Annotated in this window: 14 protein-coding genes; 7 read left to right on the forward strand and 7 right to left on the reverse strand. The window is 38.4% G+C overall.

Going from position 1 to position 12095, the window contains the following annotated elements; genetic code table 11:
• Positions 1–336 precede the first annotated feature (336 nt).
• From H4J63_RS03705 to H4J63_RS03730, 6 genes are all read left to right on the forward strand, one after another.
• A complete protein-coding gene (locus H4J63_RS03705; protein WP_182194617.1) occupies positions 337–1017 on the forward strand; it encodes a PspA/IM30 family protein in 681 nt (226 codons plus the stop codon).
• Between the two features lie 9 nt (positions 1018–1026).
• Positions 1027–1233 carry a PspC domain-containing protein gene (locus H4J63_RS03710; RefSeq protein WP_182194619.1) on the forward strand — a complete coding sequence of 69 codons (207 nt, stop codon included), beginning with the start codon at positions 1027–1029 and terminating at the stop codon, positions 1231–1233.
• 172 nt (positions 1234–1405) lie between these two features.
• Positions 1406–1732 carry a hypothetical protein gene (locus H4J63_RS03715; protein WP_182194622.1) on the forward strand — a complete coding sequence of 109 codons (327 nt, stop codon included), beginning with the start codon at positions 1406–1408 and terminating at the stop codon, positions 1730–1732.
• A 79-nt stretch (positions 1733–1811) separates the two neighbouring features.
• On the forward strand, positions 1812–2321 hold the full coding sequence (locus tag H4J63_RS03720) for a copper chaperone PCu(A)C (RefSeq protein ID WP_010554261.1): 510 nt from the start codon (positions 1812–1814) through the stop codon (positions 2319–2321).
• An 8-nt stretch (positions 2322–2329) separates the two neighbouring features.
• Positions 2330–3316 (forward strand): DUF2333 family protein, encoded by a 987-nt coding sequence (locus H4J63_RS03725; protein ID WP_010554262.1) that lies wholly within the window; start codon positions 2330–2332, stop codon positions 3314–3316.
• A 3-nt stretch (positions 3317–3319) separates the two neighbouring features.
• A complete protein-coding gene (locus H4J63_RS03730) occupies positions 3320–4087 on the forward strand; it encodes a TIGR04219 family outer membrane beta-barrel protein (protein ID WP_182194626.1) in 768 nt (255 codons plus the stop codon).
• Positions 4088–4120: 33 nt separating this feature from the next.
• Here H4J63_RS03730 and H4J63_RS03735 read toward each other — a convergent pair whose 3' ends face one another.
• A complete protein-coding gene (locus H4J63_RS03735; protein WP_182194629.1) occupies positions 4121–5008 on the reverse strand; it encodes a TIGR03899 family protein in 888 nt (295 codons plus the stop codon).
• Positions 4977–5558, reverse strand: coding sequence for an SRPBCC family protein (locus H4J63_RS03740; protein WP_182194632.1), 582 nt, complete (start codon positions 5556–5558; stop codon positions 4977–4979). Before H4J63_RS03740 ends, H4J63_RS03735 begins: the two co-directional genes overlap by 32 nt.
• Before the next feature lie 438 nt (positions 5559–5996).
• Here H4J63_RS03740 and H4J63_RS03745 point away from each other — a divergent pair, with 438 nt between their 5' ends.
• The gene (locus H4J63_RS03745; RefSeq protein WP_182194635.1) at positions 5997–8174 is read left to right on the forward strand and encodes a YgiQ family radical SAM protein; all 2178 of its coding nucleotides are present in this window, start codon (positions 5997–5999) and stop codon (positions 8172–8174) included.
• Between the two features lie 188 nt (positions 8175–8362).
• Here the strand turns inward: H4J63_RS03745 and H4J63_RS03750 are convergent, their stop codons facing one another.
• The 5 genes from H4J63_RS03750 to ptsN all read right to left on the reverse strand — a co-directional run bounded on the left by H4J63_RS03750 (position 8363) and on the right by ptsN (position 12091).
• Positions 8363–8914, reverse strand: a complete 552-nt coding sequence (locus H4J63_RS03750) for a protein disulfide oxidoreductase (RefSeq protein WP_182194638.1) — start codon at positions 8912–8914, stop codon at positions 8363–8365.
• Between the two features lie 56 nt (positions 8915–8970).
• Positions 8971–10329: a magnesium transporter gene (gene mgtE, locus H4J63_RS03755; protein WP_007580297.1), complete on the reverse strand. Its 1359-nt coding sequence runs from the start codon at positions 10327–10329 to the stop codon at positions 8971–8973.
• A gap of 130 nt (positions 10330–10459) precedes the next feature.
• On the reverse strand, positions 10460–10732 hold the full coding sequence (locus H4J63_RS03760) for an HPr family phosphocarrier protein (RefSeq protein ID WP_002957937.1): 273 nt from the start codon (positions 10730–10732) through the stop codon (positions 10460–10462).
• 42 nt (positions 10733–10774) lie between these two features.
• Positions 10775–11620 (reverse strand): RNase adapter RapZ, encoded by an 846-nt coding sequence (rapZ, locus tag H4J63_RS03765; protein WP_182194641.1) that lies wholly within the window; start codon positions 11618–11620, stop codon positions 10775–10777.
• 18 nt (positions 11621–11638) lie between these two features.
• Entirely contained in the window at positions 11639–12091 is a 453-nt protein-coding gene (gene ptsN, locus H4J63_RS03770) for a PTS IIA-like nitrogen regulatory protein PtsN (RefSeq protein WP_024599254.1), read from the reverse strand.
• Positions 12092–12095: the final 4 nt, after the last annotated feature.

The raw sequence follows: 12095 nt of genomic DNA on the forward strand, positions 1-12095 counted from the left end.
TGCGAGAACGAGTGAAACGTTATATTCTTCCAGAAAAAAGAAAACGGCCCAAAAGTAGGACCGTTCGAATTTCAAAAACTCGGTACACCATTAAGTCAAAGCATGCTTAACTGAATGGTGTTAGCTTTATAGCGGCTTTTTTGATCCTAAAAATTAGTCAAAATCATAATTTATTGGCCAATTACACTCTATGCTGTTCAGCTTAAAGTCACTAAAATTTAGAGTGGTTTTTATTTAATATAATGATTTTAAATGCTTTATTCTTGTTTTTATGAACTTGGCACAACTCTTGGAATCTCCTTGTTGAAATTAATTAAAAATCAACAGGAGAATACCATGGGAATATTTAACCGCGTAAATGATGTAATTCAATCAAATATTGTCGCCATGCTTGATAAAGCAGAAGATCCAGAAAAGCTTTTAAACCTAATGCTTACCGAGATGCAAGATGCATTGAATGAGTCCCGTAGTACAGCAGCCGCTTTATTGTGTGAAGAGAAAGTAATTAATCGCCAAATTGATACTAAAAAAACAGAATTAGCAGCTTGGCAAATTAAAGCAGAACGTGCGGTTGAGAAGGGCAGTGATGACCTTGCTAAGTCTGCCTTACTTGAAAAGCAGCGCGTTAACGAAAGCATTGAAAATAAGCAAACTCAACTAGAAACACTGCAAGAGTCTATTGCAAAAATTAAGGTTGATTGTGAGCGTCTGCAGCAAAAAATGGCTATGGCTAAAACTAAGCAAGCTCAGTTAATGCAACGCCATAATGTTGCTATTGCTAGAGGGCGAATCAGTACGCAACTACAAAGCGATAAAGTAGCTCATGCGTTGTCTCGTTTTGAACAAATAGAGCAGCGTGTTGAAGGTATTGAAGCTCAAGTAGAGGCTTATGAGCTGACTGATACAGCAAGCTCTACCAGTGCCCAAATTGAGTCGTTAGTTAAAAATGAAAAAATTGATGCTGAACTGGCTCGCTTAAAAGCGAACTTAAATACTAATTTAAAACACACTGCTTAGGAGATTGCTATGAACAGCTTTAATCGTCAACAAGGTTGGTATAAAGATACTTTGAATAAAAAAATATCGGGTGTGTGTAGTGGTTTAGCCCATAGATTGGACTTTCCGGTTTGGGCAACCTGCCTAGTTACTATTTTATTATTTTTGAGTTTTCCGTTTGCAATTGCACTTGGTTATTTTATAGCGCATTGCTGCCTTGAAAATAAAGAGTATTAATAGCAACAGGCATAAATATTTGAACAATTTAACGAATTAAATCACCCTATAACGTTCTTAAAAATTTTAATTTAGAACAGCTAAGTATAAAAATTTTTGCCTAGTTATAGCGCAATTTTCTTATCGTTAAATAGCCCTCATATATAAGCCGGTTGGTATAAGGAGAATTACTATGAAAGCTTTGGCAGTATGTGTATTTATCTATTTATTACTGTTTACTGATTTAATAACGTTTGTGCAGATTGATTCTTGGCAGTTGCCGTTATGGATTGCTGATATTAGTTGGGCTGGGCTCGAGCTTGTAGGTGTTTTGGCCGCAATTATTGCTGTAGTTGCGGTAGTGGCTTTAATTACTATGGGATTAGTTGGTGCGGGTGTAGTGGCATTAGCAGGGACTGTTTTAGCGCTTTTATTCGGATCTATAATGATTGCATGGCCGTTACTATTTGTTGCAGTGTTGTGTTGGCTTGTTGCCGATAACAAAAAAGTAGCCTCTTAATCCTTAATTTGACTGACGATTATAGGTTAACTATGTTAAATTTAGCCTGTAATTTAAAGTTTTCATAAGGATAAGAATGATGACGAAACTATGTTTTTCGATGGCTTCTGCATTAATATTTAGTTTTTTTTCGTCATCGTTGGCGGCGCACTCAGGGCATGATCATGGTTCTGATGTGGCTGTGCTCGAAGTAACTAACGCGCAAGTAAGAGAGTTTTTACCTGGCAGTACTTCAACAGTAGGTTATTTAACCCTTATTAATCACAGTGGAGCCGCAGCAACTTTAACTAAGGCAACTATTGATGGCTTAGGGCGTGTTGAAATACACGAGCATTCACATGTAGACGGCATGATGAAAATGCAACAAGTTGAATCAGTTGAAATTAAAGCGCACGAAAGTGTCAGTTTTCAACCTGGCGGTTATCATTTAATGGTATTTGAACCACAAGAGCCATTAAAAGTAGGGCAAGAACGCAAACTCACGCTATATTTTAGTGACGGTAATCGCTTGTTCACTAATGCTCAAGTCGTGTCGCTTGAAGCGCAAGCTACGCAGTCAAAACCATCTACTCAACACGCTCATCACTAGGAGTACACATGTCGCAACACAAAGGAAAAATAGCAGGAATAGTTGTTTTACTGCTTATCATATTTTACGCAATTGCTGTTTATTGGAGCACTGAGCCTTCACGTTTTGATGTTGTTGCAAACGCCAAAGAGCAAGCGCAGCTTCGTAATGAAAAAATAGTTACGGGTTACGTAACTACTTCTACATTAATTACAGTAGCAAATACCTTACTAGATAAACCCGGTGGCTACTTATCAAATGATGTAATACCACCAAGTATTATTATGGATGATATGCCGGCGTGGGAATATGGCGCACTAGAAATGGTACGTGATTTATCGCTTTCTATGCGAAAAGATTTTAGCCGTTCGCAATCACAGTCTACGGAACATGAAGCACTTAAAAAGGCGCAGCCACAGTTTAATATAAGCTCTGAAGCATGGGCATGGCCAAGTGCTGAAGGTGAGTATCAAAAAGGTATTGACTACTTAATGGTATACCGTGGACAAATTGCTAACGAGCATGAGCGTGATAGTCAATTTTATGCACGAGCAGATAACTTACGTAGTTGGCTTAAAGAAGCTGAAAAACGTTTAGGTAGTTTAAGCCAGCGTTTAAGTGCCAGTGTAGGCCAAGAAAAAGTGAACACCGATTTAGCGGGTAATTCATCTAATAAACAAGCAACTCTTGCTCCACTGCAGCAGCAAGTAAGAACACCGTGGTTAGAAATTGACGATGTATTTTACGAGTCGCGCGGTGCTACTTGGGCGTTACTACATTTTTTACAAGCGATAGAGTATGACTTTAATGATGTACTTGAAAAGAAAAATGCACGTGTAAGCGTTCAACAAATCATACGTGAACTTGAGGCAACTCAAGAAACAGTATGGAGCCCACTTATTTTAAACGGGAATGGTTTTGGCTATGTTGCTAACCACTCTTTAGTTATGGCAAATTATATTTCTAGAGCCAATGCGGCTTTAATCGAACTTAGCGAACTACTAGCTCAAGGATAAAAAATGAAAAAGTATTGTTTAGCAGCAGCCCTTTCAATGGCATGTTTAGCACCGGCAGCGCAAGCTGACACTCTACTAGGTTTATACGTAGGTGTTGATGGATGGAAGTCAGATAGCGATGGCCAATTTTCTTATAAAGATAAATCATCTCAAGATTTTGATTTTGAAGATGAGACTTTTGTAAGTTACTACGCGGCGCTTGAGCACCCAGTGCCGTTAGTACCAAATATCAAATTAAAGTACACAGAGCTTGAGCTTAATGGTTCTGCGGTTATCGATGATACGTTTAGCTTTAATGGCAGTAATTTTGCTAAAGGTAGAGAAGTAAATACTCTTAGTGATTTATCGCACATTGATTATATTTTTTATTACGAAATATTTGATAACGATTTAATCTCAATTGACTTAGGTTTGAATGTTAAGCAGTTCGACGGTGAAATTACAGTAAGATATGATAGTGAAGAAGATCTTTCTCAAACTGAAACTGTAGACTTCTCTGGTTTTGTTCCTCTTGCATACGGCCGTGCCGAAGCTGGCTTACCATTTACTGGTTTAAGTGTATTTTTTGAAGGTAGCTTTTTGGCTATTGACGATAGCAAAGTACAAGATTACCAAGTAGGCGTAGCGTGGGAACTTATTGATAACCTAGCAGTAGATGTTGCTGTTAAAGCCGGTTACCGCTCTATGGTATTAGAACTTGATGATGTAGATGATATTACTACTGATATTGATGCATCTGGCCCATTTGCGGGTATTCAGGTTCATTTTTAATTAGTATTTTCTAATTAAACAAAGCGTGGCATATTATTTTATTGCGTGCCACGCTAAATCAAACTCTCCCTCTAGCGCATTATTAATCAACTGCTTATAGACCTTATTGACAGGGAAATTAATGAGTTTAGATAGCTCATCACCTGTTTGAGTAAATTTGTAATAGCTTAATACCAAATCACTACTCTTTGCTTTTAACGTTACTTTTTGCGATAAAAATGAAAGGGTAAGTTCTTGCCCTGCTTTAAGCACTGCAGATTCAATTTCTTTTCTATACAGTAAATTAAGATCCATGAGCGTTAAAATATCAGGAAAGCTAATACCCGTTTTTCCTAAATTTAAAGATACTTTATTGCCTTTTCGTAGCAAATCAAACAACGATGGTTTTTTGTAAAAGCCGAGTAATATAAAGTGGCTGTCGTCTTTTTCGTTATAGCCTGAGAGCGACACACATTTTTGCAAAGAGTCTGCTTCTCGCTGTGTCATATGTTTTAAGGTTTGTAGGCTTTTAATTGAAAACGTACCAGGGTTAAGTGTTTCTCCTGTTAAAATTTTTGCCCATAAAATTTGCATTGATTCATTAGAAGTATCTTCACACAGCGCTATAAAATGCTCTACCCAATCAACATCGGGCTGTTTACTACTTGCTACATCAGGGCAAAACCCCATAGCCATTGCTAAAATTGACTCTATATTTTGTTGTTGTTTAATAAGTAATAAATCTTGGCGTTTTTGAGCGCGAGCTAAAACAGAGTTTTCACTGTTAATATGATAAAGCGGCTTAATTTGGCCCTTAATATCGTAACTTTGCTCATTAGTAGGTAGCACACCATTATTACCTACTTTTGTTATAGGGTAACCAAGTAAGGATTCGATGATGTTGGCAAGATTAATTCTCGCCTGTGCTGTCTTGACTGTCATGGCTGTGCATTGTCCTTTGTGAATGACTAAGCTGAGCAACAGTTTTAAGGTTATTTAATCCCAGAGACACTGTATTGCGCAGCACATACTCGCTCAAAATTGCGGTGTAGCCAGATATTAAAGGAGTGGTTGTTTGCCCTTCAATGTTACATATTAAAGTAACAATACCGTTTTGCTCACTAAAATTAAATGTTCCTCTGATAATATGTTCAGTATTTAAAAGTATGTTAAAGCTGATCTTATTTTGGCTTACCGAAGTTATGATCATTTCACCATAACCCCATTTCCCTTTCCAAGACTGATGAGCCCCTAAGCCAGAACTGGGTTCGCCCAAAGAAAAGCGTATGCTGGAGTCTACTTTTTCCCACGGAGACCATTTTTGCCATTGACTAAAGTCGGTGACAAGCGGCTTTACTACTTCTATATTTGCATTGATTTCAATTGTTTTATTCACACTATAGCTTTGAGGGAGTATCAGCCCTGCCAGTACGAGTACTAATAGTAATAACAGTACGCCTTTAATTAATATTTTTAATAGCTTAATAAGCACACCTTTATTCGTTTTTTGAGCTGAAATACAACAACTTTTATTAATGGACTATAGTATGAATTAGATTATAAACCAAAAATAATTTATTAATTGTTACTTAGTTGCATGAATACTGTTAGAGCTATATTTTTAATGAAGCTATGAAATAAATACACTTGTTGAAAGTTTTGATTCTACATTTCTTGGTTTTGTAAAATGAACCAATAAGATGTGAAGCATAGAATCAGTAAAATTGCTTAAAGATTTGGGGAGTGTTTTATGTATGCATACTTATTTTAAAAATCGAACTTATAAATAAACGCTTAAGAAAGGCTATTTTTATTATTCAAGATAATGAACGATTTAGAATTTAAGGCGCGATATGCTTTGACTACTTTGTATATATAAACAATTTAGTAGGGTATAATTCGCGCCTTTTGTTATTCTACGGCCACAATTATGAGCACACTCAAAGCTAAGCGCGCCTTATTTTCATACCCTAAATACTGGGCTGAATGTTATGGCACCGCGCCATTTTTACCAACTACACGTGAAGAAATGGATGCACTTGGCTGGGATAGCTGCGACATAATAATAATTAGTGGCGACGCGTACGTCGATCATCCTAGTTTTGGTATGGCGGTAATTGGCCGTGTACTTGAAGCGCAAGGTTTTAGAGTAGGTATTATCGCCCAGCCAGCATGGGACTCTAAAGATGCATTTATGGAACTAGGCAGACCGAATTTATTTTTTGGTGTAACAGCTGGCAACATGGATTCGATGATTAACCGCTATACAGCTGAAAAGCGTATGCGCCACGATGATGCTTACACGCCAGATAACGTAGGTGGTAAACGTCCAGATCGCGCCGTAATGATTTACTCGCAAAAATGCCGTGAAGCATACAAAGGAATACCAATTGTTATTGGTGGTATTGAAGCGAGTCTTCGTCGTATAGCTCATTACGACTATTGGCAAGAAAAAGTACGTCGTAGTATTTTGTTTGATGCAAAAGCTGATATTTTAATTTACGGTAACGCAGAGCGTCCGTTAGTTGAAGTTGCACACCGTATTGCCGCAGGCGAAACAATGGATACTATTCAAGATATTCGCGGCACGGCTGTTATCAGAAAAGAACCTTTACCAGGTTGGCGTGGAAGTGACTCCACCGCTATAGATAAAATTGGTAAAATTGATCCAATTCCAAATCCATACGGCGCTGATGATGTTGGCTGTAGTAAATCTGAATTTAAACAAGCCGGTATAGATTTAAAAGCAGAAGCTGCAAAACCGATTATGGTTCAGCCTGCGCGACCTAAGCCATGGGAAAAAACTTACGTTAAGTTACCTGCTTATGAGCAAGTAAGTGTTAACAAACCTTTATACGCCCACGCTTCGCGTATTCTACATCAAGAAACAAATCCTGGTTGTGCAAGAGCACTGTTTCAGCGACACGGCGATCGTTCTATTTGGGTAAACCCGCCAGCATACCCATTAGAAACACATGAGATGGATGCTGTGTTTGGTTTACCGTATCAGCGTATTCCTCACCCAAGTTACGGCGACTCTAAAATTCCTGCTTACGACATGATAAAAACGTCAGTTAATATTATGCGCGGCTGTTTTGGAGGTTGTTCGTTTTGCTCAATTACGGAGCATGAAGGGCGTATTATTCAAAGTCGTTCGCAAGAATCAATTATTGAAGAAATTGAACAGATTAGAGATAAGGTACCCGGTTTTACTGGTGTTATCTCTGATTTAGGTGGCCCAACGGCAAATATGTATAAACTGCGTTGTACTAGCAAAAAGGCAGAAAGTACCTGTAGACGTTTATCATGTGTGTATCCTGAAATTTGTAAGCATATGGATACAGATCATACGCCAACAATAGACTTATACAAAAAAGCACGTGAAGTTAAGGGTATCAAAAAGGTATTGATTGCTTCTGGTGTTCGTTACGACTTAGCTGTACGCGACCCGCGTTACGTTAAAGAATTAGTAACGCATCATGTAGGTGGCTACTTAAAAATAGCGCCAGAGCATACAGAAGATGGTCCATTATCAAAAATGATGAAACCAGGTATGGGGGCGTACGATCAATTTAAAGAATTATTTGATAAGTACTCTAAAGAAGCCGGTAAAAAGCAGTATTTAATTCCTTACTTTATATCTGCTCACCCAGGGACAAAAGATGAAGACATGGTAAACATGGCTTTATGGCTTAAATCAAACGACTTTAAGCTTGATCAGGTACAAAATTTTTACCCATCACCGATGGCTAATGCGACGACTATTTACCACACAGAAATGAACTCTTTACGTAATATAAAAAACAATACAGAAGTTGTTCCAGTACCTAAAGGTGCTCGCCAACGTAGATTACATAAAGCTATTTTACGCTACCATGATACAGCAGGTTGGCCGATGATACGTGAAGCACTGCGTAAAATGGGTAAAGCTAATTTAATTGGTAAAGGGCCTAACTGTTTAGTGCCTGAAGAAGGGCGTGATGAAAAAGCAGGTAAAGGTGGCAGTAAAGGCGGACGTCCTGCACTAACGCGACATACCGGTTTTAGCCAATTTAAAAAGGCAAACACTAAACCAAAAGTAGGCGGTAATCGTCAAAGTACACGTTAGTGATTCAATCTATTAATAACTAGTAGATTAGTTTAATTACGCTAAGGGTTTTTAAACTCTTTTAATGCGTAAATTAAGTAAACCTTGCTCTTTATTGGCTATATTATTGTAGGTAATAAAGAGCGAGCTTTTAGAAACGCCCCTTAAGATAGCGCGTATTTAGAGCCTATATATTTCTAGTTAGTTTTTTAAAACGTTGATGCTAACCACAAACGTAATTTAAGTGACCATAACGGCTGAATACCTGTTAGCCCTTGCGTCATTTTATTATCTTTTAAAATTATATAGGAAGGCGTGACTTGCCCCTGCCAATCGGCAAATATCTCACCGTGTTGATCGTTGACAGTGGTAAAACTGTAGCCTTGCTCATTTAGATACTCATGTAGTTTTTGATCAGAACCTGATTTTATTGCGATGCTCACCACAGGGTAATTATTTTCGTTTGCGAGTTCGTTTATAGCAGGGGAGGTAATACTGCAAACAGGGCACCAAGTTCCCCAAAAATAGACAAGTGTTGGTTTATCTTGGCTCATTGCTGCTAGATCAATGTTTTGCTCTTGATAGCTGGTTAATTGCAATTGAGGGTTGGCTGGCATGACTGGTTGTCGCCACCAATTGGCTGCAGTATAAATGATGAAAAATATGAAACCATATATCAACACACTTTTTAATATTGATAAGCCTTTTTGTTTTGGCGTTTTTTTAGGTGTGTCTTTTTTATTTTTGGTATCCGTTGTCATAGTTGCAGCTTTACTCTAAGTGTTTTTTACTTTAGTTATTTGCAAAAGTTTCTAATTTAAACCAGCAACCAGGTAGCAGTACCTAAAAAGGCGAATATACCCACAATGTCTGTAATTGTAGTTAAAACTACACTACCTGCAAGAGCGGGATCTATATTCATCTTTTTAAGAATAATAGGGATACTCGCACCAGCAACACCTGCCACCACTAAGTTCATAAACATAGCGAAGGCGAGTACGCCACCAAGCATAAAGTCCCACTGCCATAGGGCAATAACACCTGCTATTAACAACGACCATAAAACGCCGTTTAACGCGCCAATAGCAAGCTCTTTCATCATTAAGAAACGTTGGTTAGTTTGATTAATATGACCTACCGCAATACCACGAATAACAAGCGTTAATGATTGGCTACCTGCAACACCACCCATAGAAGGGACAATGCCGTTAAGTACTGCCAAAATAGGGAGCACATCTAAAGTACCTTCAAAAAAGCTAGCTACAAAAGCAGCTGCAAGTGCAGTTAGTAAGTTGACACCTAACCAAACTGAGCGTTTTTTAGAGCTTTTTAGTACTGGCGCAAAGGTATCTTCTTCATCATCAAGACCGGCTAAGCCCAATAAACTATGCTCAGCATCTTCTCGGATTACGTCAACGATGTCATCGATCGTGACACGACCAAGGAGCTGATCGTTATCATCGACTACGGGGGCCGATATCCAATTATGACGTTCAAATAATTGCGCGACTTCACTTTCATCCATTGAGATTGGAATGGATTCACAATCTTCATCCATTAAATCGCGAACAATCTTTTCTGGCGGGTTAGTTAATAATGTACTCAGCGATAAAGCGCCTATAAAGCAGTTATGCTTATCAACAACGTACAAGTCATCGGTACCTTCTGGTAACTCGCCACGTAGCCTAATATACCTAAGTACAACATCAAGCGTAACATCAGGGCGAATGGTCACCGTATCGGTGTTCATTAGCGCGCCAGCAGAACGCTCTTGATATGACAGTGCTTGTGTTGCACGTTCACGGTCTTGAATGTCCATCGCGCTAACAACGTCTTTATAAACGGTGTCCGGCAGACTACGTAATACTTCACCTAAGTCATCGTGGCCCATATCCTCTGTTGCGGCTGCAATGTGCTTAGGTTCCATTTGGGCAATAATGCCTAAACGAACATCTTCTGAGAGTTCTTCAAGAACATCGCCTTGCACATCAGGATCAACCAACTGCCAAAGCAGTCGGCGAATTTTATGTGGTGATGATTCTAATAATAATGCGGTATCACAAGGAGCTGTTTTTGCGAGCATGCGCCTAACTTGAACAAATTGACCACTATTGAGTGACTTAGTCACCTGTTTTAGTTGCTGTAGTGGGTAATCTTGTTCAAAAGCTTCAGGCATTGGCGTCCTTTATAAATTTTTATATTACTTTATGGGGAGAGGTGAGTTAACTGGCGTCACTAACCGTATTTATTTTATATATCTGTTTTAGTTGGGGCATTAGTAATGCGAGCATTATTTTTATAACTGTTTATTCTTGTTCATTAAAACGTTGTGCTATTAATTCTCCAACAGCATGTAAAGCTTGCTCAGAATCGGGGCCTTTACATACAACTTTTACTTCTTTGCCTTGGCTACTTTCAAGTAACATTAATGCAAGTACGCTATCGCCTGCAGCTTCTTTGTCATCTTGAAATAATGTAATTGTCGCATCAAACTGCACTGCTAATTGGGCAAGCACGGTGGCTGCTCTGGCGTGCAATCCTAATTTGTTTTTTATTAAAAAAGTGTCTTCACAATGCATAACTTACTCTACCTAAGCTGAACAGGTGATTATTCAGCTATATTATTTTTCTTGTTCGCGATGGCGAATTTTAACATTGGGATGTGTCATTGCAAAACTTTCACCGATAGTTTGCGCTAAATATACAGAGCGATGTTGTCCGCCTGTACACCCAATAGCAATGGTTAAATAACTGCGGTTATTTCGCTCTAAGTGCGGTAACCATGTTTGTACAAATGTCTGAATTTGCCATGTGAATTTTTGCACTATGCTGTGATTGGCCAAATAATCTTTAACGGGTTGATCTAACCCATTTAAAGGTTTTAATTCAGGTTCCCAATGTGGATTTGGTAAAAAGCGTGCATCAAATACGTAATCTGCTTCTTTTGGTATACCGTATTTAAAACCAAACGATTCAAACGTGACAATTAGTTGCTTATCTTTTTTACCTAAAATCTTTTCACGAATAGATTCTGCAAGTTGGTGAACGCTTAAATCAGTTGTGTCTATCATAAAGTCGGCGCGGGTGATTAATACATCAAGTAATTCTTTTTCTTTTTTGATGGCTAAATCAAGAGGCAGCGAGTCAATTGATAGTGGGTGTAACCTGCGTGTTTCTGAAAAGCGTTTTATTAATGTTTGATCGTCGCTATCTAAATAAAATAACGTAGGATTTGCAAAGCCTGGTAAGTATTCAAAAATATCGTTAAATTCATCTTGCTCTTTAGGGATGTTGCGCACATCAATGCTAACAGCAATTTTATCGTAGCTATCAGACACACTGCGAACTAATGAAGGAAGCAAGTTAACTGGAATATTATCTACGCAATAATAACCTAAATCTTCTACAATGCGTAAAGCAACCGACTTTCCAGAACCAGAACGGCCGCTTATGATAATTAACTCCATTTAACACCCTTTATAAAACTATGATTGATCGACAATAACTTGGTAAAGCTCAGCATCTGATTTTGCACAGCGTAACTGTTTACAAAAATCTTTGTTGTTTAGTTTATCAGCAATGGTTGCGAGAGTCTTTAAGTGCTGTTGGTTATCGCCATCTGGTACGATGAGTGCGACAAAAATATCAACAGGACGATTATCTATTGCATCAAAATTTATTGGAGTTTCGCTAACGAGTACTAAAGCTAAAGGCTCTTCTGCACCGCTCATTCGACCATGAGGAATGGCAATGCCACGCCCAATACCTGTACTACCCAGTTTCTCTCTGCTCATTAAAGCAGTAAGGATATCCTGTTGCGGTAAATACGGAAGTTTGTCGTGAGCAAGTTCGCTAATGAACTCTAAAATTCTTTTTTTGCTATTAAAAAGGACCGCAGCTTTGCTGCAGTCCTGGCATATAAGTGAGCTTAATTTCATCATA

The sequence above is a fragment of the Pseudoalteromonas sp. 5Ae-yellow genome (assembly GCF_014077565.1).
Classification (GTDB): domain Bacteria; phylum Pseudomonadota; class Gammaproteobacteria; order Enterobacterales; family Alteromonadaceae; genus Pseudoalteromonas.